The sequence below is a fragment of the uncultured Brachybacterium sp. genome, from assembly GCF_947500705.1.
In the GTDB taxonomy this organism is placed as follows: domain Bacteria; phylum Actinomycetota; class Actinomycetes; order Actinomycetales; family Dermabacteraceae; genus Brachybacterium.
Genome location: NZ_CANMSY010000002.1, coordinates 290,205 through 313,845, shown reverse-complemented (window position 1 = coordinate 313,845; position 23,641 = coordinate 290,205). Strand labels below are relative to the sequence as shown.

General features: G+C 70.4%; 23 protein-coding genes. 15 read left to right on the top strand and 8 right to left on the bottom strand.

The window, feature by feature from the left end; translation table 11 throughout:
* Positions 1 to 7: 7 nt before the first annotated feature.
* Together Q0937_RS04550 and Q0937_RS04545 are read right to left on the bottom strand one after the other, a co-directional pair.
* The gene (locus Q0937_RS04550; protein ID WP_299300183.1) at positions 8 to 1,102 is read right to left on the bottom strand and encodes a GNAT family N-acetyltransferase; all 1,095 of its coding nucleotides are present in this window, start codon (positions 1,100 to 1,102) and stop codon (positions 8 to 10) included.
* A gap of 110 nt (positions 1,103 to 1,212) precedes the next feature.
* Positions 1,213 to 2,967 (bottom strand): MDR family MFS transporter, encoded by a 1,755-nt coding sequence (locus Q0937_RS04545; RefSeq protein ID WP_299300181.1) that lies wholly within the window; start codon positions 2,965 to 2,967, stop codon positions 1,213 to 1,215.
* 185 nt (positions 2,968 to 3,152) lie between these two features.
* On the opposite strand from Q0937_RS04545, the gene Q0937_RS04540 reads away from it, so the two are divergent.
* Positions 3,153 to 3,752 carry a TetR/AcrR family transcriptional regulator gene (locus Q0937_RS04540; protein WP_299300954.1) on the top strand — a complete coding sequence of 200 codons (600 nt, stop codon included), beginning with the start codon at positions 3,153 to 3,155 and terminating at the stop codon, positions 3,750 to 3,752.
* A 30-nt stretch (positions 3,753 to 3,782) separates the two neighbouring features.
* On the opposite strand, the gene Q0937_RS04535 is transcribed toward Q0937_RS04540, so the two are convergent.
* Positions 3,783 to 4,787 (bottom strand): acyltransferase domain-containing protein, encoded by a 1,005-nt coding sequence (locus Q0937_RS04535; protein ID WP_299300179.1) that lies wholly within the window; start codon positions 4,785 to 4,787, stop codon positions 3,783 to 3,785.
* Between the two features lie 108 nt (positions 4,788 to 4,895).
* On the opposite strand from Q0937_RS04535, the gene Q0937_RS04530 reads away from it, so the two are divergent.
* The gene (locus tag Q0937_RS04530) at positions 4,896 to 6,554 is read left to right on the top strand and encodes a helicase HerA-like domain-containing protein (RefSeq protein ID WP_299300177.1); all 1,659 of its coding nucleotides are present in this window, start codon (positions 4,896 to 4,898) and stop codon (positions 6,552 to 6,554) included.
* A gap of 114 nt (positions 6,555 to 6,668) precedes the next feature.
* Here Q0937_RS04530 and Q0937_RS04525 read toward each other — a convergent pair whose 3' ends face one another.
* Positions 6,669 to 7,412 carry a phosphoglyceromutase gene (locus Q0937_RS04525; protein ID WP_299300175.1) on the bottom strand — a complete coding sequence of 248 codons (744 nt, stop codon included), beginning with the start codon at positions 7,410 to 7,412 and terminating at the stop codon, positions 6,669 to 6,671.
* Between the two features lie 92 nt (positions 7,413 to 7,504).
* Between Q0937_RS04525 and Q0937_RS04520 the strand changes: the two genes are divergently transcribed.
* Positions 7,505 to 8,176 carry an HAD hydrolase-like protein gene (locus Q0937_RS04520; RefSeq protein WP_299300173.1) on the top strand — a complete coding sequence of 224 codons (672 nt, stop codon included), beginning with the start codon at positions 7,505 to 7,507 and terminating at the stop codon, positions 8,174 to 8,176.
* Positions 8,177 to 8,192: 16 nt separating this feature from the next.
* Here the strand turns inward: Q0937_RS04520 and dtd are convergent, their stop codons facing one another.
* Entirely contained in the window at positions 8,193 to 8,618 is a 426-nt protein-coding gene (dtd, locus tag Q0937_RS04515; protein ID WP_299300171.1) for a D-aminoacyl-tRNA deacylase, read from the bottom strand.
* A gap of 114 nt (positions 8,619 to 8,732) precedes the next feature.
* Positions 8,733 to 10,610, bottom strand: coding sequence for a phosphotransferase (locus tag Q0937_RS04510; RefSeq protein WP_299300170.1), 1,878 nt, complete (start codon positions 10,608 to 10,610; stop codon positions 8,733 to 8,735).
* Positions 10,611 to 10,664: 54 nt separating this feature from the next.
* On the opposite strand from Q0937_RS04510, the gene Q0937_RS04505 reads away from it, so the two are divergent.
* The 7 genes from Q0937_RS04505 (at position 10,665) to purM (ending at position 16,937) form a co-directional block, all read left to right on the top strand.
* Positions 10,665 to 11,090, top strand: a complete 426-nt coding sequence (locus tag Q0937_RS04505; RefSeq protein WP_299300168.1) for a DUF3151 domain-containing protein — start codon at positions 10,665 to 10,667, stop codon at positions 11,088 to 11,090.
* Positions 11,091 to 11,243: 153 nt separating this feature from the next.
* Entirely contained in the window at positions 11,244 to 12,542 is a 1,299-nt protein-coding gene (locus Q0937_RS04500; RefSeq protein WP_299300166.1) for an adenylosuccinate synthase, read from the top strand.
* 1 nt (position 12,543) lies between these two features.
* Positions 12,544 to 12,948, top strand: coding sequence for a sterol carrier family protein (locus tag Q0937_RS04495; RefSeq protein WP_299300164.1), 405 nt, complete (start codon positions 12,544 to 12,546; stop codon positions 12,946 to 12,948).
* Positions 12,945 to 13,742, top strand: coding sequence for a copper homeostasis protein CutC (locus tag Q0937_RS04490; protein ID WP_299300162.1), 798 nt, complete (start codon positions 12,945 to 12,947; stop codon positions 13,740 to 13,742). Before Q0937_RS04495 ends, Q0937_RS04490 begins: the two co-directional genes overlap by 4 nt.
* A 5-nt stretch (positions 13,743 to 13,747) precedes the next feature.
* On the top strand, positions 13,748 to 14,248 hold the full coding sequence (locus Q0937_RS04485; RefSeq protein ID WP_299300160.1) for a hypothetical protein: 501 nt from the start codon (positions 13,748 to 13,750) through the stop codon (positions 14,246 to 14,248).
* 53 nt (positions 14,249 to 14,301) lie between these two features.
* Positions 14,302 to 15,792, top strand: coding sequence for an amidophosphoribosyltransferase (purF, locus tag Q0937_RS04480; RefSeq protein WP_299300158.1), 1,491 nt, complete (start codon positions 14,302 to 14,304; stop codon positions 15,790 to 15,792).
* Positions 15,789 to 16,937, top strand: a complete 1,149-nt coding sequence (gene purM / locus Q0937_RS04475) for a phosphoribosylformylglycinamidine cyclo-ligase (RefSeq protein WP_299300156.1) — start codon at positions 15,789 to 15,791, stop codon at positions 16,935 to 16,937. The genes purF and purM overlap by 4 nt, the downstream gene beginning before the upstream one ends.
* Positions 16,938 to 17,078: 141 nt before the next feature.
* On the opposite strand, the gene Q0937_RS04470 is transcribed toward purM, so the two are convergent.
* On the bottom strand, positions 17,079 to 17,279 hold the full coding sequence (locus Q0937_RS04470; protein WP_299300154.1) for a DUF3073 domain-containing protein: 201 nt from the start codon (positions 17,277 to 17,279) through the stop codon (positions 17,079 to 17,081).
* A gap of 315 nt (positions 17,280 to 17,594) precedes the next feature.
* On the opposite strand from Q0937_RS04470, the gene Q0937_RS04465 reads away from it, so the two are divergent.
* From Q0937_RS04465 to Q0937_RS04455, 3 genes are read left to right on the top strand one after another with little or no spacing between them, the layout of a single operon-like run.
* Entirely contained in the window at positions 17,595 to 17,813 is a 219-nt protein-coding gene (locus Q0937_RS04465) for a BldC family transcriptional regulator (RefSeq protein ID WP_299300152.1), read from the top strand.
* On the top strand, positions 17,810 to 18,877 hold the full coding sequence (locus Q0937_RS04460) for an alpha/beta hydrolase (RefSeq protein ID WP_299300150.1): 1,068 nt from the start codon (positions 17,810 to 17,812) through the stop codon (positions 18,875 to 18,877). The genes Q0937_RS04465 and Q0937_RS04460 overlap by 4 nt, the downstream gene beginning before the upstream one ends.
* Positions 18,858 to 19,334 (top strand): hypothetical protein, encoded by a 477-nt coding sequence (locus Q0937_RS04455; protein WP_299300148.1) that lies wholly within the window; start codon positions 18,858 to 18,860, stop codon positions 19,332 to 19,334. The genes Q0937_RS04460 and Q0937_RS04455 overlap by 20 nt, the downstream gene beginning before the upstream one ends.
* A gap of 28 nt (positions 19,335 to 19,362) precedes the next feature.
* Here Q0937_RS04455 and Q0937_RS04450 read toward each other — a convergent pair whose 3' ends face one another.
* On the bottom strand, positions 19,363 to 20,505 hold the full coding sequence (locus Q0937_RS04450; protein ID WP_299300146.1) for a lysylphosphatidylglycerol synthase domain-containing protein: 1,143 nt from the start codon (positions 20,503 to 20,505) through the stop codon (positions 19,363 to 19,365).
* Between Q0937_RS04450 and Q0937_RS04445 the strand changes: the two genes are divergently transcribed.
* Both Q0937_RS04445 and Q0937_RS04440 read left to right on the top strand, forming a co-directional pair.
* A complete protein-coding gene (locus Q0937_RS04445) occupies positions 20,504 to 20,695 on the top strand; it encodes a hypothetical protein (protein ID WP_299300144.1) in 192 nt (63 codons plus the stop codon). The genes Q0937_RS04450 and Q0937_RS04445 overlap by 2 nt on opposite strands.
* Positions 20,696 to 20,801: 106 nt before the next feature.
* The gene (locus Q0937_RS04440) at positions 20,802 to 23,630 is read left to right on the top strand and encodes a UvrD-helicase domain-containing protein (protein ID WP_299300142.1); all 2,829 of its coding nucleotides are present in this window, start codon (positions 20,802 to 20,804) and stop codon (positions 23,628 to 23,630) included.
* Positions 23,631 to 23,641 lie beyond the last annotated feature (11 nt).

Genomic DNA, 23,641 nt, shown 5'->3' with positions numbered 1-23,641 from the left:
GCGGGGCTCAGGCCGGCGGCGGCTCGAGCAGGCGAGAGGGGTGGGTGGCGGCCGAGGAGTGCCAGGACTGGGTGCGCTCATAGGTCTCCCAGCCCATCGCGCCGTACAGCCCGTCGGCGCCGGTGGGGGAGTCGTCATCGACCTCGAGGTCCACGTGGGTGCGGCCCCGCTCGATGGCGTCATGGATCGAGGCGTTCAGCAGGGCCTTCGCGATGCCGTGGCCGCGGGCGGAGCGGTGCACGCCGAGGTACTCCAGGTAGGTGCCCTCGCCCAGGGTCTCGGTCTTCGGGAGGACGGCGGCGACCAGGCCGCCCGCGGGCAGCCAGATGCCGTCGCGGTCGATCTCGGCGATCCACCAGTGGTCCCAGCCCGCCTCCTCGGGATTCTCGATGAGGCGCTGGACGAACTCGGCGAAGGACTCCCGGTAGGAGTTGAAGTGGTCCGCGAAGGACTCCTCGAGCATCCGGTGCACGGTGCGCACGTCCTGCGCCACCGGGAGGCCGGATTCGTGGCGGTGAACCTGCCGCACCCGGGTGCCTTCGCGCGGCGTCGGCAGCGTGCCCAGCTCGGAGGGGTCGACGGACCGGCGCATGTGCAGCCAGGTGCGCACCATGGTGTAACCCGCTGCGGTGAGCAGCCGGCCACGGTCGGTGTCGAGCTCATTCGCGTCGGCATCGAGCTGGGTGCGCTCCACCCCGCGGGCCCGGGCGAAGGAGCCGCCCACCTCGACCGCCCAGTCCAGCAGGGCGGCCGCGAGGGCGTCCCGCTCAGGGGCGTCCTCGGCGATCACGAACTGGACGTTGGTGCGCCCGGTGGCGCGGTCCTCCAGAGCGATCCAGGCGAGCGGGGCCTGATCGAGGGTGGGGGAGCCGTCGGCGGCGACGGGCACCACCACGACTTCGCGGCGCGACCAGGACTTCAGCCCGACCATGCGAGAGCGCATTCCGGCTTCGTCGGCCGCACCGTCCGGGGTGTGGCGACGGATGTCCGCGGTGACCAGTGCGACGACGGCCGGGACGTCAGCCTCGATCGGCACCCGGGTGGTCAGTCGACCCTCCAGGGCTGCGGGCATCGCGGGCGGGAAGTGATCGGTCAGCAGCATCCGTCCATCTTTTCATGAGTCGGTCCGGTGCCGCGGCGCCGTCTCCGATGGACGAACGGCCCGGCCCGGAGCCGTTGAGGACTCGGGACCGGGCCGTCGGCCGGCAGAGGTCAGCGCTCGTCGGCCGTGACCGACTCCCGCTCTCCGATGGCATCTTCAGCCTCGAGCTGCTCCGGATCGATCACCGGGATCGGGCCGGTGCGAGGGTGCAGGTCCTGCGGCTCGGTGCCCGTGCCCCCGAGCCCCGCGGCGGCGTCGGCACCCGGTCGGGCGGTGAGCTCGTCAGCGGACTCGACGGTCTCGCGCAGCGGCACATGCTTGATGAACAGGGAGAGCACCAGCGCGATCACCGCGAAGGGCACGGCGGTGAGGAACACCATGTGCATCGCCTCGCCCATGCCCATCCGGATCGGCTCCACGAGGATGTCGGGCAGCTGGGAGAGCGCGGAGGGATCCAGCGCCGCATTCTCGAGACCGGCGACGTCGGCGCCGCCGGAGGCCTGCAGATCTGCGAGGTCCTCCGCGGGCAGCGCTGCGATCTGATCGCTGATCGAGGTGGCCATCGAGGCGGTCATCACGGTGCCGAGCACCGCGGTGCCCACGGTGGAGCCGATGTTGCGGAAGAACTGGATCGCGGCGGTGGCGGTGCCGAGCTCGCGCCGGGCGACTGCGTTCTGGACGATCAGCGTGTAGACCTGCATCGACAGGCCGAGCCCCAGGCCGATCACGATCATGGCGAGGGTGAGATGCCACTGGGTGTCGCCGTATTCCAGGGCGGCCAGCAGCACGTACCCGATCACCATGACAACGCCGCCGGCGATGAGGAACGGCCGGTAGCGGCCGGTCTTCGAGATCAACAGGCCCACGATGATCGAGGTGAGGATCATGGCGACGGACTGGGGGACCAGGATCATGCCCGACTGGGTGGCGGAGACGCCCATGACGCCCTGCGCGTAGACCGGGATGTAGATGATCGCGCCGAACATCGCGACGGCGATCGCGAAGGAGGCGGCGACCGACAGGGCGACGATCGGGCGCAGCAGCAGGTGCATCGGCAGCAGCGGCTCCTCGACCTTGGTCTCGATCACCACGAAAGCGATCAGGAACATCGCCGCGACGGCGTACATCCCCAGGATGATCGGAGAGGTCCAGGCGTACGTGCCTCCGCCCCAGGTGGTGGTGAGCAGGGCGATGACCAGCCCTGGGGTGAGGGTGAGGATGCCGGCGAAGTCGACCTTGCCGTGCTGCTCGGACTTCTCCAGGTGCAGGAACTTCAGGATGAAGACGAAGGCGGCGATCCCGATCGGGATGGTCAGGTAGAACAGCCAGCGCCAGCCCAGGTGGTCGGTGACGACTCCGCCGATGAGCGGCCCGGCGATCGAGGTGACGCCGAAGACGGCGCCCATGATGCCCTGGTACTTGCCGCGCTGACGGGGCGGGATGATGTCTCCGATAATGGTCTGGCTCAGCGGCATCAGGGTGCCCATGCCGAGGCCCTGCACGGCGCGGGCGAAGACCAGGAACCAGAAGCCCTGCGCCATGCCGGCCAGGATCGAGCCGAGCATGAACACGGCCAGGCCCCCCAGGTAGAACCAGCGGCGGCCGTAGAGGTCGGAGAGCTTGCCGACGACCGGCACGGACACGGCCGAGACCAGCATCGCGGCGGTGGCGATCCAGCTGTAGTGCTCGATGCCGCCGAGCTCGCCGACGATGCGGGGCATCGCGGGGCCGACGATGGTCTGCGAGAGGGAGGCGACGAACATGCCGAGCATGAGGCCGACGAAGACGAGCTTGCCCTGCCGATCAAGGCCGGTGAAAGCGGGTGCGGCGACGGGCTCCGTCGCGGTGGATGATGCTGTGCTCACTGAATTCCTTGCGGGAGAGAGAACGGGTGTAGACGGTGGAGGACGGGCGCGGAACTGCCCCGGAGGGTCGGAGCACAGCGGCGGGCTTCGACGTGACGACTCTAAACAACGGATGCAGTCGATGCAATATTTTACTGAGTGCAGATTCTGTGATGTGGCGGACCTACGATGGTCTGGTGAACGAGATGAGCGATACCGACCAGGGCCTAGGACTGCGGGAGCTGAAGAAGCGCCAGTCCCGCATCGCCATGCACCGCGCCGCCCTCGAGCTGGTGAGCGAGCACGGGCTCAACGGGGTGACCGTCGAAGCGATCGCCCACCGCGCCGGGGTCTCCACCCGCACCTTCTTCAACCACTGGTCCACGAAGGAATCCGCCATCATCGGGGTCCTCAGCGCCGGGGACGACGAGATCGCGGAGCGGCTGCGCCACCTAGCCGAGGACCAGGGGCCGCAGCAGGCGCTGCGCACGGTGATGCGCGAGGCGATCTCCTCCGCCCCCATCGATGCCGGACTGCGGGAGCTGAAGAAGCAGGTCATGGCCAAGGAGCCGCGGCTGCATTCCCTCTCCACCGGCAACCTGCACTCGGTGCAGACAGAGATGGTCGAGGCGCTCGCAGAGGTTCTCGAGGGAGAGGATGCCCAGGAGCGGGCGATGCTCGCTGTGCAGATCGGCTTCGCCGTCACCCGCACCGCCTTCGCCGTCTCGATGTCGCGGGGCATCGATCTCGGGACGGCCTTCGACGAGGTGCTGGACCGCTACGACGCGGCCGACGGGATCTTCTGAGGGCGCAGTGAGCTCAGCCCAGGGCGGTCGTCACCGCACCAGGCGCCCGTGCCCGCTCTCCCAGCCCTGTCCGTCCGCAAGGCGATCGGCGACCAGGCGCTCGAGCCGCGTACGGCGTGGCAGCGCGGTGACGTCATAGGGCGGGCGCTCGCCGAACACGAAGAAGGCCGCACCGTCGTCGGAGCGCTCCGAGGAGATCCGCTCCCAGCGGCGCGCGAAGGCACCGAGGTTCGACTCCGCGCCGAGCTCCTCGGTCAGCAGCGGGTTCACCAGCCAGGAATCGCAGACGAACTCCCGGCCGAAGGACGCTGCACCCGGTGGACGCGCGGTGTCGAGATCGGCGTAGCGGGTGGTGAAATAGGTGGTCGCCCGATGGAGCGACTCCTCGACCGCGGCGTGATCCAGCGACCCGGTGGCGGGGATGTGGACACCGATCACCCAGCGCTCGTTCCGCGTTCCCTTCTCTGTGCGATGCAGGTCGAACTGAAGGCGCCCCAGGTGCACCAGGCGCCCCCGCCAGTTCAGCGCCATCCACGGCAGCTGATGCAGTCCCAGCCTCCCGCTGCTGCGGCGATGGACCCGCATCTGCTGGCCGAGATCCGCGAGCACCTCCCAGGACTGCTCGGTGCTCAGGCCGCGTTCTCGGTGCCAGGCCCGCACCGTCGAGGTGCTCACCACGAGGGCGAGGATCGAGAGCAGGCCCTCACCCGGAACGAGTCGCTGCTGCAGCGCGTTGTGCTGCTCCTCCAGGGCTCCGAGATCCGCCGCAGGTGCCTCGAGTCCCGCGCACGCCCGCAGCAGGTTCGCGGTGCGGGTGACCTCCGCGAGGATCTCCTGATCCGCCACGGCCGGGCCGATCAGGGCGCTGAGCTCGGCATGGTCCTGCCCGGTGATGCCCAGCAGCTCGAGCAGCGCAGGCGCCGAGGGGGCGGTCAGCATCTCGGCGATCGCCGCAGGGGGCAGCTCCTCGGTGGCGCGGACGGTCTGCGGCGGATCGCCGAGGACCTCGAACTGGGCATCACGGCGATCGGTCATGCGCACACGGTAGCGCCCACAGCCCGCCGGATGTGAGCTGGGCCGCTACGATTCCAGGGTCGAGACCACGCATCCGTCGGCCTGCGCCGACGCGGGAGGAGCCAGAGCATGAGCACCGAGACCCCCGGAACCCCCGAGACCCCCGGAGCCGCCGAGACCGCCGGAGCCGCCGAGACCGCCGGAGCCGCCGGAGCCGCCGAGAGCGCCGCTGCGGAGCTCAGCCCGTCGGCTCTCGCCGTGCGCGAGGCCTACGCCTTCGACGGCGGGCGGATCCACCTCGGCGCGATGATCCAGGGGGAGGAGCCGAACTCCGCCGTGGCCGTGAACCTGTCGGTGGCGATGCTGAACCGTCACGGCTTGATCGCCGGCGCCACCGGCACCGGCAAGACCCGCACCCTGCAGGTGATCGCCGAGCAGGCCGCGCATGCAGGTGCGTCCGTGTTCGTGGCGGATATGAAGGGCGATCTCTCCGGCATCGCCGTGCCGGGTGAGGCTTCCGAGAAGCTCACCGCGCGCGCCGCCGCCCGCGGTCAGGAGTGGGTCTCCCGCGCCGCCCCGACCGAGTTCTTCAGCCTCGGCGGCCAGGGCGAGGGTGTGCCGATCCGCACCACTGTGAGCACCTTCGGACCGGTGCTGATGTCCAAGGTGCTCGAGCTGAACGAGACCCAGGAGAGTTCGCTGGGCCTGATCTTCCACTACGCGGACAGCCAGGGCCTGGGGCTGCTGGATCTCAAGGACCTGCGCGCCCTGATCTTGTTCCTCACCTCCGACGAGGGCAAGGACGAGCTCAAGGGCATCGGGGGGATCTCCACCGCGACCGCCGGCGTGATCCTTCGCAGCCTGACCGCCTTCGAGGCGTCCGGGGCGGATGTCTTCTTCGGCGAACCCGCCTTCGACACCGAGAAGCTGCTGCGCAAGGCCGCGGACGGCACCGGGATCATCTCCTGCCTCGAGCTGCCGGGCGTCGCCTCCCGGCCCGCCCTGTTCTCCACCTTCATGATGTGGATGCTCGCCGAGCTGTACCAGGACCTGCCCGAGGTGGGCGACCTCGAGGTGCCCAAGCTCGTGTTCTTCTTCGACGAGGCGCACCTGCTGTTCAAAGATGCCTCCAAGGCCTTCCTCGACCAGGTCGTCCAGACGGTGCGACTGATCCGCTCCAAGGGCGTGGGCATCTTCTTCATCACCCAGACCCCGAAGGACATCCCCGGCGACGTCCTCGCCCAGCTCGGCAACCGGGTCCAGCACGCCCTGCGCGCTTTCACGCCCGACGATGCCAAGGCGCTCAAGGCCACCGCCAGCACCTTCCCGACCTCCGAGCACGACCTGGTCGAGGTGATCCCCGCGCTCGGCACCGGCGAGGCGATCGTGACCGTGATGAGCGAGGACGGCGCCCCGACGCCGGTCGCGATCACGGCCGTGCGCGCGCCCGAGTCGTCGATGGATCCGGCCGGGGCGGGCGTCATCTCCGCCGCGGTGAAGGCTTCGCCGCTCACCGCGGAGTACGGGACCCCGGTGGATCGTGAGTCCGCCTACGAGATCCTCACCGCCCGGGCCGAGAAGGACGCGAAGGCCCTCGAGGAGGATGCCGCCGACGATGAGGGGACGGGCTCCGAGAGCTCGGCGTCCTCGCAGCGGAAGTCCTCGAGCGCGAAGGAGGAGGGCGGTTTCTTCGAGAAGCCTGCGGTGAAGTCGTTCCTCCGCTCCGCCGGCACCGTGCTGGGCAGGGAGATCACCCGCAGCCTGTTCGGCACGAAGCGCCGTCGCTGAGCGATCGGTTCTGCTGCGGCGGGAACCGGACATGACGAGAGCCCCCGGCAGCTGTCGGGGGCTCTCGGTGCATTCGGGCCCGTGGAGACCCGGATCAGGCGAAGCTCAGATCACTCACTTGCCCTGGTTGGCGACGGCTTCGGCGGCGGCCTTCGCGGCGACCGGGTCGAGGTAGCGGCCACCCTTCTCGACAGGCTGGAAGTCCTCGTCCAGCTCGTACACCAGCGGCTGACCGGTGGGGATGTTCAGGCCCGAGATCTCCTCGTCGGAGATGCCATCGAGGTACTTCACCAGCGCGCGCAGCGAGTTGCCATGAGCGGCGATCAGTACCGTCTTGCCGTCGACGAGGTCGGGCTTGATGCCCTCCTCCCAGTACGGCAGGAAGCGCTCGACGACGTCCTTGAGGCACTCGGACTTCGGCAGCTGAGCGCCGAGGTCCGCGTACTGCGGATCCTGGTCCTGGCTGAACTCGGTGCCGAACTCGATCTCGGGCGGCGGGGTGTCGTAGGAACGACGCCAGGCCATGAACTTCTCCTCGCCGTACTTCTCACGGATCTCGGACTTGTTCATGCCCTGGAGTGCGCCGTAGTGACGCTCGTTCAGGCGCCAGTCGCGCTTGACGGGGATCCAGTGGCGGTCGGCGGCATCGAGGGAGAGGTTCGCGGTCATGATCGCCCGGCGCTGCAGCGAGGTGTGCACGATATCGGGGAGGATGCCGGCGTCCTTCAGCAGCACTCCGCCGTTGGCGGCCTCGGCCTCGCCCTTCTCCGTGAGGGCCACATCGACCCAGCCGGTGAACAGGTTCTTCGCATTCCAGTCGCTCTCGCCGTGGCGGAGCAGCACGAGTGTGTAGGTCATGGTCACAGCCTAGCGGCGCGGGGGAGCGGGCGCAGTTCCTGCCCACCGGTTGCCCGCTCGAGGGCGACGGGGCGGCGGCTAGGCTCGCTCCCATGCTCAGCACTGCCCCCGGCGCCCTGGCCGACGTCCCCGTGGTCCTGCTCGATCTCGACGGCACGATCGTCGACTCCGGGCCCGGCATCTTCGCCGCGCTCGGTCACGCCTTCGCGGCCTGTGGGGAGCAGCTCCCCCCGCCCGACGTGCTGCGCACCTTCATCGGACCCCCGCTGGGCGACTCCTTCCGCGGCGTGCTCGGGATGAGCGCCGAGCGGGCGGAGCGGCTGCGCCTGGCCTACACCGAGCACTACCTCTCATGCGGTCTGCTGGACGCTCCGCCCTATCCGGGGATCCCGGGGCTGCTGGCCGCGCTCGCGGACGCCGGGCGCACCGTCGCGGTCGCGACCAACAAGCCCGAGACCACCGCGCGGCGCCTGCTCGAGCATCAGGGCCTCGCGGACCGCTTCGCGCTGATCGGCGGCACCGACCGTGCCACGGGCAGGAACGACAAGTCCGCTGTCATCGGCAGCGTCCTCGAGCGCCTGGATCTCCCGGCCGGCACGGGAACCGTGATGATCGGGGATCGGATCCACGACGCCGAGGGCGCCGCCGAGCACGGGGTGCCCGCGCTGCTGGCCGGCTGGGGGTACGGCGGACGGGTCGAGCAGGAGGCCGACGTGCTGCACGTCGCGACCGTCGCCGAGCTCTCGGCGCTGCTGCTGGGCTGAGCCGTTCCGGGGGCGCTCAGGCCTCGAGCAGGATCGTGAAGGGGCCGTCGTTGGTGAGGCCCACGCGCATCATCGCGCCGAAGCGTCCGGTCGCGACGGTGACGCCGCGCTCGCGGATCGCCTCGACCACCTGCTCGACCAGCGGTTCGGCGACCGGGCCCGGAGCCGCGCCGCTCCAGGAGGGTCTGCGCCCCTTGCGCACGTCGGCGTAGAGCGTGAACTGGGAGACCACCAGCACCTGGGCCCCGGCCTCGAGCACCGAGCGCTCGCCATCCAGGATCCGCAGCTCGCAGATCTTGCGGGCGATCGTCGCCACCTGCTCGGGGCCGTCCTTATGGGTGACGCCGACCAGCGCGAGCAGGCCTTCGCCCTCGATCGCGCCGACCACCTCGCCCTCGACCTCGACCTGGGCACCGTCGACTCTCTGGAGCACTGCACGCATGCCCTGATGGTGGCACAGCGAGGAGAGGGCCGTGCAGTGCGGAGTGGGCGGCGCAGCGGGGAGCGGGTGGCGCAGACGGTGAGGCGCTGCGGCGGCAGCTGCAGGGATCCGAGGTCAGCGGGGCAGGATCGAGTCGATCCTGCGCTCCTGGGTGGGGGAGTCGTCGTCACCGTCGTCCTGCTGCCCGCGGGCGGGGTTCTGCTGCCCGGGAGCGGGATCCTGTCGGCCGGGAGCGGGGTCCTGCTGCCCGCGGGAGGGGTCCAGCGGAGGCAGGGGCTCGGTGGCCGGAAGGTTCCTCGGCGACGGTGCCGAGCGGGGAGGCGGGGGACCGGTGTGCTCGGGCGGGGCGGAGTACGGAGGCGGGGCGGACTGCTGCCACGGCGCCGAAGGGTTCTGCGACGCACCGTGATGAGGCACGGGCTGAGGAGCTGCGGACTGCGGCGGTCCGGAGTGCGCTGGGGCCGACTGCTGCGCGGAGGCCGAAGCGTTCTGCTGCGGGGCGACAGAGGGCCGAGGGCGGGCCTGCTGCTGCACCAGGTGCTGGACCTGCTGGGGCACCGGCTGCTGCCCGGTCGGGACGGAGCCGGGGGCGAGAGCCTGGCGCACTCCCGTCGGCCCGTGGATGGGCGGGATCGACTGCTGGGGCTGGGGTTCTGGCTGGGGGCTCGGCGCGGTGCGCGCCCCGTCGGCCGCAGCGGCATCGCGACGGCGCTGCTCAGCCCGGCGGGCCTCGGTGACCCACTCCTCGGCGACGCGCACGATCGCTTCGGTGGCGGCCTCCCAGGCGGCCTCCTGCTGCCGGTGCGGACCGGTGGCCAGGGACAGCACCACCCCCGCGGAACGCAGCGCGACCTCCGTCGGATCCACCCGCTCGGCGAACACCTCATGCCAGGTGCGGATGGCCTCCTCGACGCGCTCCTGCATGGCGCGGTCGATGCGGCCGGCGTTGCCGTAGTCCGCCAGGACGCTGAGATGGGCGAGCAGGCAGGCGAGATCGTCGGCCCGACGGCCCGGACCCACGGTGTCGATGTCGAGCAGGCCCACCACCTTGCCGTTCTCGACGAACACCTGCGCCTCGTAGAAGTCGCCGTGCACCACATCGTGGGGGCGCATGTCCATGCGCTGCTCAAGAGCTGTCAGTCCCTCGCGGATCGCCCGCACCAGTGCATCCAGTCGGGGACCGAGCGAGGGGACGGAGGAGCTGACGATCCCGGCGTAGAACTCCACGGAGTCGGTCCAGGGCGGGCGCAGCGGGAGGGTGTACATCGAGGCAGGGAGCCGATCGACCAGCGCCACCAGGTCCTCGGCCCGGCAGGCCCCGACGCCTTCGTCGATCACCGCGCGGGCCAGCGGGCGGCCGGGCAGCTCGGCGAGGACCACAAGGCCGTTGTGATGCGCGATCACCTCGGGAACCGGCACCCCTGCGGCCAGCAGCCGGTGATGGCGATCCACGATCTCCCCGCTGCGATGCGGCTGCATGACCTTGAGGAAGTAGGCGCGGTCCCCCTGCGAGGCGCGCAGCACGGCACGGCGCCCGGGGCGATAGGACACCACGTCGATCGCGATCGGCACCGAGGGGTCGGCGCCGAGCGACGCCCCCAGGTCGCGCAGGGTGCGGCCGACGATGTCGGGATAGCAGACCTGCGGCAGCATCGGCAGCCACGGGTCGTGCGGATAGCGCCAGACCCGCACGTTGATGTCGCCATCGGTCATCACCAGGGTCTGCTCGGCGACGTAGAGGTTCTTCTCGCGCTCGCCGATGTGCGCGCTCGCCCCGAAGAGCTCCTCACGGGCGGGAGCCTGCGGGCCGTCGAGCTCGGGCCAGGAGACCATCGTCCGGTACAGCGCCTTGGTGCTGCGTCCGGGGCGGTGATCGACATGGTCGAGCTGCCAGCTGTGCAGCACTCCGCCGGAGTTGCCGACGGCCGAGCGGAGGAGTCCTCCCGCGCCGGGCCCGGTGAGGAGCTCGGAGCCGTCCTGCGTGTGTGACATGGGCGATTCATTCTTGTCATGAGGTCATCAGGCGACAGCGCCTACGATGCTTTCATGGCTGATCGTACCGATAACCTCACCAGCGGGAACCTTCTGGGCATTCCCGAGACCCGACTGCCCGACGACTTCGTCGATGTGCAGGTGGCCGAAGAGCTCGTCGAAGGTGAGCCCCGGGACATCGCCGCCCGGCATCTCGAGTCGCCGCTCGCCTGGGCGACCCTGGCCGAGGATGCGCTCTCCGACGGTGATGACGTGGCCGCCTACGCCTACGCCCGCACCGGTTACCACCGGGGTCTGGATGCGCTGCGCAAGTCCGGCTGGCGCGGCCAGGGCCCGATCCCGGCCTCGCACGCGCCCAACCGCGGCTTCCTGCGTGCCCTGGCGATGCTGGGGGAGACCTCCCGTCGGCTCGGCGACGAGGCCGAGGCGGATCGGGTGACCGCCTTCCTGCGCGAAGCCGATCCGACGCTGCTGGGCTGATGTCCTTGAGCCCGCGCGTGTCCCCGAGCCCGCGCGGGAGAGAACGCGGCGGTCGACAGGGGCTGTGCGGCTCTCCTTGGTAGGATCCACGCGGCCTTGTGCGCTTTCTGCGCCGTGGCCCCGTCCGCTCGTCCTCAGCTTCCAGGAGTCGCCATGCCCGCCGTCGTGATCGTCGGAGCCCAATGGGGTGACGAGGGGAAGGGCAAAGCCACCGACCTCCTCGGTGAGCGGGTCGACTATGTCGTCAAGCCCAATGGAGGCAACAACGCCGGGCACACGGTGGTCGTGGACGGTGAGAAGTTCGAGCTCAAGCTGCTTCCTGCCGGCATCCTCTCGCCGCAGGTCACGCCCGTGATCGGCAATGGTGTGGTCGTGAACCTCGAAGCACTGTTCGAGGAGATCGGCATGCTCGAGTCGCGCGGCGTCGACGCCTCGCGGCTGCGGATCAGCGCCAACGCCCACATCGTGGCGCCCTATCACCAGACGCTCGACAAGGTCACCGAGCGCTTCCTGGGCAAGCGCGCGATCGGCACCACCGGGCGCGGCATCGGCCCCGCCTATATGGACAAGATCGGCCGTCTCGGCATCCGGGTCCAGGATCTCTATGACGAGTCGATCCTGCGGCAGAAGATCGAGGGTGCGCTGCGCCAGAAGAACGAGCTGCTGGTCAAGCTGTACAACCGGCGGGCGGTCGAGGTCGACGAGATCGTCGAGAACCTCCTGTCCTACGCCGAGCGGCTGCGGCCGATGGTGGTCGACGCCACCCTGCTGCTGAACGATGCGCTGGACCGCGACGAGGTGGTCCTCATGGAGGGCGGCCAGGCCACCTACCTGGACGTCGATCACGGCACCTATCCCTTCGTCACCAGCTCGAACCCGACCGCGGGCGGTGCCTGCACCGGCACCGGCATCGGGCCCACCCGTATCGACCGGGTCATCGGGATCGTCAAGGCGTACACCACCCGGGTGGGCGCCGGCCCGTTCCCGACCGAGCTCTTCGACAAGTGGGGCGAGTACCTGCAGACCACCGGCGGTGAGGTCGGCGTGAACACCGGACGCCCCCGTCGCTGCGGCTGGTACGACGCGCTGATGATCCGCCACGCGGTGCGCATCAACGGCTTCACCGACATCGTGCTGACCAAGCTCGACGTGCTCACCGGCATCGACGAGGTGCCGATCTGCACCGGCTACGACATCGGCGGCGTGATCCACCGCGAGATGCCGATGACGCAGACCGAGTTCCACCACGCCACGCCGGTCTACGAGACGCTCCCGGGATGGACCGAGGACCTCTCCGAAGCCCGCACCTTCGAGGAGCTCCCGGAGAACGCGCGCGCCTATGTGCTGCGTCTCGAGGAGCTCGCAGGCTGCCGGATCAGCGCCATCGGCGTGGGCCCGGACCGCGCCGCGACCATCGCCGTCCACGACCTGCTGCCGGAGGTGGCCGGCTGACGTGGTGAGCCGTCGTACCGATCCCGAGCAGGGGCGCAGCGCGCTCGCTGCGTGGGCCACTGCACCGGAAGACGCGGGACGCACCGTCCTCGCCCCCGCAGTGCGCCACACCCTGGAGATGTTCGCCGAGGAGTTCCCCGGCGGCGCCGTCGAGCTGCGGGTCCCTCCCTACGCGGCGGTGCAGGCCATCGCCGGCACCCGCCACACCCGCGGCACCCCGCCCGCCGTGGTCGAGACCGACGCCGCCACCTGGCTGGCACTGGTCGGCGGTGACCTCACCTGGGCCGAGGCCGTCGCCGCTGGTCGCGTGCATGCCAGCGGGGAGCGCAGCGACCTTGCAGAGCTGCTGCCCCTGCCCGGCCCCCGTCGCATCGTGCGCACCGCCCGTGACCAGGAGGAGCGATGAGCATCGCCGTGGAGATCGCGATCGAGGACCTCATGGGCCTCGACGTCGCCGCCAAGGCCGGAGCGGACCGGGTGGAGCTGTGCATCGAGCTCGAGCGCGGCGGGATCACCCCGCCGCCCGACCTGGTCGAGGAGAGCGTCCGTCGAGCCTCGGCGCTGGTGGCGGCACGAGAGGCGAAGCCCCACTTCGATGTGCACGTGCTGATCCGTTCCCGGGCGGAGCGCGGTGACTTCTTGGACCATCCCGAGGAGTTCGTGTACTCCCAGGACGAGGTCGAGCTGATGACCCGCCAGGCCCGTGACTCCGTCACCGCCGGCGCCGCCGGGGTGGTGATCGGTGCGCTCACCGCGTCGGGGGAGCTGGACGTCCCCGCGATCGAGAGCATCCGGGACGGTGCACTGACTGCCGGCAGCAGAGCGCTGCGAGGCATCACCCTCACCGCCCACCGCGCCGTCGATGCACTGCCCGGCCGTCCCGAGCGCGAGCATGCCGTGCGGACCCTGCTGGGCCTCGGCGTCCACCGCGTGCTCAGCTCGGGCGGCGCAGGCCGTGCCCTGGACGGAGCCGAGGACCTGGCTGCCATGGTCGACGCCGTCGAGGGGCTGCTCGACATCTGCGCCGGTGGAGGAGTCCGCCCCGCGGATCTCGTCGACCTCGCCCGCCGCAGCGGCGTGCCCGACGTGCACCTGTCCGCGCGCCGCCGCGCCGGTGCTCCGGTCGAGGCCTGTGCCCCCGAAACCCGCACCGACCCGGCGATCGTCGCCGCGGCGGTCGACGCCGCTGGAGGACTGTGAACACCGTGAGCACCGCGAACGAACCCGAGCACCCCGAACGTCCCGACAGCGCCGGACCCCTCGAGGGCGCCGACGGCTCGAGCGCCGAGCGGGTCGGTGCCGCGTCGGCTCCGGAGACCGTCGACCGTGATCCGGACTCCGTCGACCGTGATCCGGAGACCGTCGACAGTGAGGAGAGCGACACCTCCGCCGATCAGCCGCTCGACACCTCGGACGAGACCGCCCGCTCTGGCGGCGACCCGGTGACGACGGCTGTGGATCCGGCCCGGACGAGCATCTACGTGCGTCGTGGCCGCACCCCGACGCTCGGCTTCTGGGTCGCCGTCGCGATCGCTCTGCCCGCAGTGGCCGCACTGATCAGCGCCCCGTTCTTCGACTTCGCGGACCTCGGCGGAGTGCTCAACTTCGTGCTGCTCGCCGCCGTCATGGTCGGTCTCCCGCTGGCCGCGGTCGTGGCCGTCATCGACTCGGTGCGGAACCGTCCGAAGAGATCGCCCCGCCGCTGATTCCCTCGCGGACGGCAGAACGGCATGATCCTGCGCTGTGGCACTATGGACCGGTGGCACGCGGCGACGGAAAACTCTCCCACGACCTGCTCCCCGGTGAGAAGGGCCCGCAAGACGCCTGTGGCGTCTTCGGTGTCTTCGCACCCGGCGAGGACGTCTCGAAACTGACCTATTACGGTCTCTATGCGCTGCAGCATCGCGGGCAGGAATCTGCCGGCATCGCCACCAGCGACGGCTCCCAGATCATGGTCTACAAGGACATGGGACTGGTCTCGCAGGTCTTCGACGAGGCCTCCCTCGGCGCGCTCCAGGGTCACATCGCGCTCGGTCACACCCGGTACTCGACCACCGGCGCGTCCAACTGGTCCAACGCCCAGCCCGCGCTCGGTCCCCGTCCCGAGGGCACCGTCGCGATGGCCCACAACGGCAACCTGGTCAACACCGAGGAGCTGCTGTCGCTGATCGAGGAGCGCCACGGCACGCCGCGCACCGGTGAGCTGGGGCGCGGCAATACGACCGATACCGCCCTGGTCACCGCGCTGCTGAACAGCGAGGGCCCTCTCGAGGACGCGCTGCGCGAGCTGATGCCGCACCTGCGCGGGGCCTACTGCTTCACCCTGATGGACGAGACCACCCTGTACGCGGCGCGCGACCCACAGGGGATCCGCCCGCTGGTGCTGGGTCGGCTGGAGCGCGGCTGGGTGGTCGCCTCCGAGACCGCCGCCCTGGACATCTGCGGCGCGAGCTTCGTGCGGGAGATCGCCCCCGGCGAGATGATCGTCATCGACGAGCAGGGCCTGCGCAGCGAGCAGGTCATGGAGCCTGAGCCCAAGGGCTGCGTCTTCGAGTACGTCTACCTCGCCCGCCCCGACACCCGCATCGCCGGCCGCAGCGTGAACGAGGCCCGCGCCGAGATGGGTCGTCAGCTGGCCCGCGAGCATCCCGTCGAGGCTGATCTGGTGATCCCCACCCCGGAATCCGGGACCCCGGCCGCGATCGGCTACGCGCAGGAGTCCGGCATCCCCTACGGGCAGGGGATGGTGAAGAACGCCTATGTGGGCCGCACCTTCATCCAGCCCAGCCAGACCATCCGTCAGCTGGGGATCCGGCTCAAGCTCAACCCCCTGCGGGAGGTGATCGCCGGCAAGCGCCTGGTCGTCATCGACGACTCGATCGTGCGCGGCAACACCCAGCGCGCCGTGGTGAGGATGCTGCGGGAGGCCGGAGCCGCCGAGGTGCACGTGAGGATCTCCTCCCCGCCGGTGCGCTGGCCCTGCTTCTACGGGATCGATTTCGCCTCCCGGGCGGAGCTGATCGCGAACGGGCTGGGCATCGAGGAGATCGCCAGGTCCCTCGGCGCGGATTCGCTCGGCTACATCTCGGAGGAGGGGATGATCAGCGCCACCGAACAGCCGGAAGAGAAGCTGTGCACCGCCTGCTTCTCCGGGAAGTACCCGGTCGCCCTGCCGGAGCCCGTCGCCCGGGCCCAGGGCATCACCCAGGCTCGTGAACCCGAGCCCGCCGTCGTCGGGAAGGACGCATGAACACCTCGGACCCCAGGCCCGCGTCGATCACCTACGCCGCATCGGGGGTGGACACCGCCGCCGGAGACCGCGCCGTCGAGCTGATGAAGGAAGCCGTGGCCGCGACCCACGGTCCGCAGGTGCTCGGCGGGATCGGCGCCTTCGCCGGACTCGTCGACGTCAGCGCGCTCAAGGAGTACCGGCGTCCGCTGCTGGCCTCCTCGACCGACGGCGTGGGCACCAAGATCGCGATCGCCCGCGAACTCGACATCCACGACACCATCGGCCGCGATCTGGTGGGGATGGTCGTGGACGACATCATCGTCGTCGGCGCCGCACCGCTGGCCATGACCGACTACATCGCGTGCGGCAAGGTGGTGCCGGAGCGGATCGCCGACATCGTGCGCGGCATCGCCGAAGGCTGCCAGCTCGCCGGCTGCGCCCTGGTGGGCGGGGAGACCGCCGAGCACCCGGGCCTGATGGGCGCCGAGGACTACGACGTGGCCGGCGCCGCCGTCGGTGTCGTCGAGGCCGACGAGCTGCTGGGCCCGGACCGCGTCCGCGCCGGCGACGTGGTGATCGGGATGGATGCCTCCGGTCTCCACTCCAACGGATACTCGCTGGTGCGCGCCGTGATCGCGGCCGCTGGGCTCTCCCTGGAAGCGCACATCGACGACTTCGGACGCACGCTCGGTGAGGAGCTCCTCGAGCCGACCCGCATCTACACCGCGGATCTGCTGGCCGTGCTGCGGGATGCGCGCACCACCGGTGCCATCCACGCCCTGAGCCATGTCACCGGCGGCGGCCTCGCCGCGAACCTCGCCCGCGTGATGCCCCGCGGGCTCGCGGCCCGCGTGGACCGTGCACGGTGGCAGCCGGGTGCCGTGTTCTCTCAGATGGCGCGGTGGGGCTCGGTGCCGCAGCTGGACCTCGAGGGAACGTTGAACATGGGCGTCGGGATGGTGGCGCTGGTCGATCCCACGAAGGCCGACGCCGCTCTGGCGGTGCTCGCCGAGCAGGGTCTCGGGGCACGGGTGATCGGCGAGGTCGTCGGTGAGGACTCGCTGCCCGAGCCGGGTGCCGCACTCGAGCACGTCGTCGCCGGTGCCAAGGGCGTCGAGGGCGGCTCGGTCCTCCTCGCAGGTCAGCACCCCGGCTGGTCCTGACGGACCACAGGCCGCGAACCAGCAGGGGCCGACGCGGCAGGGCGGTCGACACAGCGGGGGGCTGACACAGCAGGAGGGCCGACCCGATGGGTCGGCCCTCCTGCTGTGTCACGGTGCTTCCCGGCTGATGCCGGGCCGTCCTCAACGGCGATAGACGGACGGAGCGTCTTCGTCGGCCCGGTCGTCGCTGTCCTCGGCCCGGTTGTCTCCACTGGTGGAGGCCGTCTCGCCTCTCTGAGACTGCAGCTCGCGCTGCAGCGCCGTGAGGTCCGTCGGCGGGCTGTAGTACTTGAGGTCCCGAGCCACCTTGGTGTGCTTGGCTTTCTGTCGGCCGCGACCCATGGATCTGACCCCCTGTGCATCGGCTGCCGGGTGCTCTTGTCGACCCGGAAGATGGCATTAGCTTCGTGTGCCCAGGGTACATGGTCGCCCTGCTGTCCGGCGAACTCCGAGGCGTGAGACGTGCCGGACATCCCTTCCGCCTCCCCGGATGTGACCGAGAGGTCATCGAGGAGATGTGGATCTTGGGCCGACACTGGGCTTAAGTTTGCCTGACTTCGGACCTTACCCAGTAGTCTTGAGCTTGGAGCGTGCGCCCGCACCTGTCGCTGGACACGGCCCGCTCGCCGGTGCCCGCAGTGAAAGGTCGCACGCCCCATGAACGCATCCACGGAGCAACAGCCCGCGGGCACTGAGGACGCCATAGAACTGCTGACCCCTGCGGAGGTCGCGAAGATGTTCCATGTCGACCCCAAGACGGTCACCCGCTGGGCTCAGGCGGGAAAGCTCTCCTACATGCGCACCCTCGGCGGCCACCGTCGCTATCGCCGTGATGAGGTCGTCGACCTGCTCAAGGACAGCGCCAAGGACGAGTGAGCACGGACCCGATCCTGGGAGAGGGGTATACGGCTCAACCGATCGACCTCGGAGCGGATGACGAAGGACCCCTGCTCGCCACGCTGATCCATCGCGAGACGATCGGCGCCCCATCGCAGATCGACGCCAGGGCCTCCGGCGCGGCGACGAAGCCGCCGATCCTGCTGATGCACGGATGGTCCGACTACATCTTCCACCGGGAGCTGATGGAGCACCTGGGACAGCGCGGGCATGACGTCTGGGGCCTGGATCTGCGCAAGCACGGCCGCAGCCTGCGGCCCGGCCAGACCGCGACCGAGGTCGATCACCTCAACCGCTATGACGAGGAGATCGGGGCCGCGCTGCGGATCATCGGTCGCCACCGGCCGCCCGTGCTGCTGGCCCACTCGACCGGCGGACTCACCGCAGCACTCTGGGCGCAGCGCCATCCCCGCACGGTCTCGGGCCTCGCGCTGAACTCCCCATGGCTCGAGATGCATCTGGGTCCCATGGCGCGGTCCCTCGCCGAGGCGCCGGTGAGGCTGCTCGCGGAGCGGCTCCGGGCGCGTCCTCTCTTCCCTTCCGGGAGTTCGCACTATGCCCGCGCCACCCATCGTGACTTCGGCGGGTCCTACGACTATGACCTGATGCTCAAACCGCCCGGAGGGCACAGCCTGCCCGCCAACACCCTCGGCGCGATCGTCGACGGCCAGCGGCGCCTCGCCGCTGCCGGCCCGCTGACCATCCCGGTGCTGGTGATGCACTCCGCGCGCAGCCGGATCGGTGCCCGGTTCGTCGAGGAGATGCGGCGCGCCGATTCGGTGCTGGACGTCCGAACGCTCGCCCGCGCCGCTGCCCGTCTCGGCACCGACGTGCGGATCGAGGCGATCGACGGCGCCCGCCATGACGTCTTCCTCTCCGACGCAGACGCCCGTGCCAGAGCCATCACGATCCTGGACGAATGGCTGGAGACGGTCAGCACTGGAGCCTCTACCATGAGTGCACCCGAAGGCACCTCCGACCTCGACACGTCTGCGCCGCTGCGCTTCGGGAAGGAGTGGACTGATGACCGCCGACCCGCATGAGATGCGTGGGCACGCCGCTGCCCTGCGCCGTGCCGCCGATCGCCTCACCATCCTGCGGCTCCGCCTGGCCAACTCACTCGTGGACGTCACGCTCTCCGAGGACCGGGAGGCTCGCGAGATCGGCGAGCAGATCCACGAGCGCTGGACCCTGGACCAGTACCCGGAGCTGGGAAGGATCGCGAGCGGACTGCGGGCCGGCGCCAAGCAGCTGGACGGTGCCGCAGTGGCCGCCGAACGCAGCAGCGGGCGCAGGCTGGGCGGATACTCGGGTGCGGGCTTCCTGGGCAAGGGTGATGACGCGCATCGCCACGTGCAGGATGTCGCCGCGTTCGTCGGCACCGAGCACGGCGCGAGCATCGGCGGATTCCCGCTGCTGCCCAACGCGAGCGAGGGCCTCCTCGCCCATCCGTCCCATACCCTCGGGATCGACACCCCCGACTACGACGATATCGGCTGAGCTTCCGGCGAGGGGCCGGGTAGCCGGTTCAGCGCCTCGGGTGACGATCCGGCGCGAGGCTCAGAGCGGCCACCGCGGCGAGGGCGCCGCACAGCAGCGGGACCAGCAGCATGGTCACCAGCAGCAGGAGCATCGCCGCCGCGGAGTCGGCGGCCCCTGCCCCCAGTGACACGAGTGCCGCGGCGCCGACGGCCTCGGACACGCCGGCGCCGCCCGGGGTCAGCGGCACCAGCGCGAGCACCCGCCCCAGGGCGAAGATCGCGACGGTCAGCGCGAGCGGCACGGTGGCCCCCACCGCCTCGATGGCCGCCACCAGGGCGATCCATTGCAGAGCTCGGGCGGCGATCGTGGGAGCCACCAGCTGCAGCGAGCGGCGCCGGAGCATCTGCACCAGGGCATCCCGCTGCGTGAGGATCTCGCGGGCGATGTGCTCGGGCAGCGAGTGCCCGAACTGGGCAAGGATCTTCGCCAGCACCTGCCGACGCAGCGCCACCGCGGTGAGCGCGAGGGCGAGCACGGCGCCGAGCAGAGCGAGCAGTGCGGCCCAGAGCGCACCGGGCAGCGTGACCCCGGTGGGCGACATGAGCGAGCTCAGCGCGTAGGAGGCCAGTCCCAGCAACGGGATCAGCACCGAGGTGATCACCATCTCGACCAGTGAGGCTGCGACGATGCCGGTGAAGATGAGCGGCAGCGCGAGTCCGGAGCGACGCAGGATCCAGCCCATCAGCCCCAGCCCCAGCACGGAGCCTCCGGGAATGGCCAGGGCGGTCGCTGAGGAGGCGGCATGCCCCAGCAGGGCGGAGGACCAGCGAGAGCCGGGCAGTGCGGCACGAACGGTGAACGATTCCAGCGCCAGCGCCCCGACCCCGAGCGCCACCATCGTGGGCAGCGCCCACAGCGGCAGGGACGAGAGGCTCCCACCGATCTGGGTCCAGCTCGCGCCGGTGGCCCAGGGCAATGCCCAGGCGAGCAGCGCGATCACCAGCACCCCGGAGAGCGATCCCGCGACGAGGCGGCCCGGGGTGAGGCGGGGCGGGCGCTCGGCGTCGAACTCGGAGAGCTCCTGGGCCAGCCAACCGGGATCATGCGGCGTCGGCGCGGCGCCGTGCGCGCCGAGCGGCACGGCGCGGGGATCCGACGCGTCCGGGGAGCCTGGGGGAGCCGCTGACATGCGGCGATTCTCGCACGTGCAGAGCAGAGTTCTCTCAGGGGAGGGATCTGACGGCGTGGTGGCCGTGGTGCTCGCCGATGTCGCGAACAAGAAGGGTCCCGGGACCTCTTCAGCGGTGTGGTTCGACATCCCCACCGCGATCGTCGCGAACGTGATCATCGCCGTCTTCATCCGAGTCCTCACCGGCTGAGCGACACCGCCTGCGAGTGCTTGCGCTCACCTTCCTCATCGAACAGTCCACAACGGTGCCCGGCAGCGCACACGCTGTCGGGCCCCGTGCCTATCCTGGAACCCTCATGAGCTCACTCTTCGACGACCTCTCGCTGCCCGATTCCTTCCGCCGTCTGGACGGAGTGTCGGTGACCCCTGCCGCTCCTGCGACGAACGGTGACGAGGAGCGTGACCGCTCCGAGGAGCCGCCGCTGGCCGAGGGCCCCCCGGTGGACGACGAGCCGCCCTACGGCGAGGACGAACCGCCCCACGGTGAGGAGCCTCCGTTCGACTCGGCACCACCGGCGCAGGACCGGATCGTGCCCCAGCCACCGGCGGATCTCGCTGAGCTCCCGCACCCTGCTGAGCGGTGGTCGGTGGGCGGGAGCCGGCGATCGCCCGCCGGCGCCGCCGTGGCGGGGCTTGCAGAGCTGACCGAGGGGCTGAACCCGGCCCAGCGCGAGGCGGTCGAGCATCGCGGCAGCCCCCTGCTGATCGTCGCGGGCGCCGGCTCGGGCAAGACTCGTGTGCTCACCCGACGGATCGCGCACCTGCTGCGCACCGGCGAGGCGATGCCCGGGGAGATCCTCGCCATCACCTTCACCAACAAAGCTGCGGCCGAGATGAGGGAACGCGTGGGGGAGCTGGTGGGTCCGGTGGCCCGCAGCATGTGGGTCGCCACCTTCCACAGCGCCTGCGTGCGCATCCTGCGCCGAGATGCCCAGGCGGCGGGGCTCAAGAGCTCGTTCACCATCTACGACAGCGCGGACTCCCTGCGGCTGATCACCACGATCGCCAAGGACCTGCAGCTGGACACCAAGAAGCACGCCCCCCGGGCGCTCGCGTCGCGCATCTCGAGCCTGAAGAACGACCTGGTCGAACCGGCGGAATTCGCCGCCCAGGCGGAGAGCGCGAGGAACCCCTTCGAGCGGACCCTGGCCCGGATCTTCACGAACTACACCGAGCGGCTGCGCCAGGCCAACGCCGTGGACTTCGATGACCTGATCGGGCTGACGGTGGCGCTGCTGCGGGACAACCCGGCGATCCGGGAGGGCTATCGCCGGCGCTTTCGGCACCTGCTGGTGGACGAGTACCAGGACACGAACACCGCCCAGTACCAGCTGGTGCGGGAGCTGGTGGGGGAGGACCCCCGCGCAGACCTCACCGTGGTGGGTGACTCGGACCAGTCGATCTACGCCTTCCGCGGTGCGACCATCCGCAACATCGTTGAGTTCGAACAGGATTTCCCCTCCGCTCGCACCATCGTGCTCGAGCAGAACTACCGCTCCACCCAGAACATCCTGTCCGCGGCGAACTCCGTGATCGAGGAGAACGCCGGACGGCGCAAGAAGAACCTCTGGACCGATCAGGGCCAGGGCGAGAAGATCACCCTCTATGTCGCCGATGACGAGCGGGAGGAGGCCCGGTACATCGGCCGCCAGATCGACGCCCTGGTGGATGATGGCCGCCGCGCCGGTGACGTCGCGATCTTCTATCGCGCCAACGCCCAGTCCCGGGCTCTCGAGGACCAGCTGATCCGGGTCGGCCTGCCGTACAAGGTGGTCGGCGGCACGCGATTCTACGAGCGCCGGGAGATCAAGGATGCGATCGCCTACCTGCAGGTGCTCGCGAATCCGGCCGACGAGATCAATCTGCGCCGCATCCTCAACGTCCCCAAGCGCGGGATCGGCGACCGGGCCGAAGCGACGATCGCGATGCTCGCAGAGCGGGACCGGATCGGGTTCGGAGAAGCGCTGCGCCGCGCCGAGGAGGCCCCCGGTATCGCCACCCGCTCGCTGAACGCCGTACGGGTCTTCGTGGCGATGCTGGATGACCTGCAGGAGCTGGCCGAGGCCGGGGAAGGTCCCGCCGCGCTGCTCGAGGCGATCCTCACGCGCTCGGGCTACTACGCCGAGCTGCAGGGCAGCGATGACCCTCAGGACGAGTCCCGTCTGGAGAACCTCGCCGAGCTGATCAGCGTCGCCGCCGAGTTCGAGGCGCAGACCGAGGAAGCCGACGCGGTGGCCAGCGAGTACGAGGACGAGTTGGCAGAGGTCGGCGGTGCTCCGGCAGCGACCGACGCGGCGGGGCCGACGGTCGGTCCTGCCGGTCCTGTCGAGCCTGCCGGTCCTGTCGAGCCGTTCCAGGCTGCTCCCGGGGCCGACGTCGCTCCGGAGGCTGCGCTGACCGCCCCGGATGATCCCGAGGCGAGCCTGGTGGACCGCTTCCTGGAGAAGGTCTCCCTGGTCGCGGATGCTGACCAGATCCCCGGGGAGGAGGACCAGTTCGTCACCCTCATGACCCTCCACACCGCCAAGGGCCTCGAGTTCCCGGTCGTCTTCCTCACCGGGATGGAGGACGGCACCTTCCCCCACAACCGCACGTTCGGCGACCCGGAGGAGCTCGAGGAGGAGCGCCGCCTGGCCTATGTGGGCATCACCCGCGCCCGCGAGAAGCTCTACCTCACCCGCGCGCAGATGCGCTCCACCTGGGGGCAGTCGCAGTTCATGCCCGCCAGCCGTTTCCTCGACGAGGTCCCCGAGGAGGTGCTCGACGTCGCCCGCGCGGGATCCATCCTCAGCGGTGCCGGATTCGGCGGGGGCTACGGCGGCTCGGGCGGCTATGGCGGAAGCCGCAGGAGCGACTCCCAGCGCGGCCCGTCCTTCAGCGGCGGCATCGGCGGCGGGCGCAGTGACATCAAGCGCCCCAGCCTCGGGTCGGGCCGCCAGGCGACCCCGGCGGAGAAGCTGCCGCAGCTCGTGGCCGGTGATCGGATCACCCATGACTCCTTCGGGATGGGGACGGTCACCGAAGTCGCCGGGCAGGGGGACAGGACACAGATCGAGGTGCAGTTCAAGCCGCCGCACGGCACCAAGCGCCTGGTGCTGCGCTATGCCGCGATCACCAAGCTCTGAGCACGGCCAGC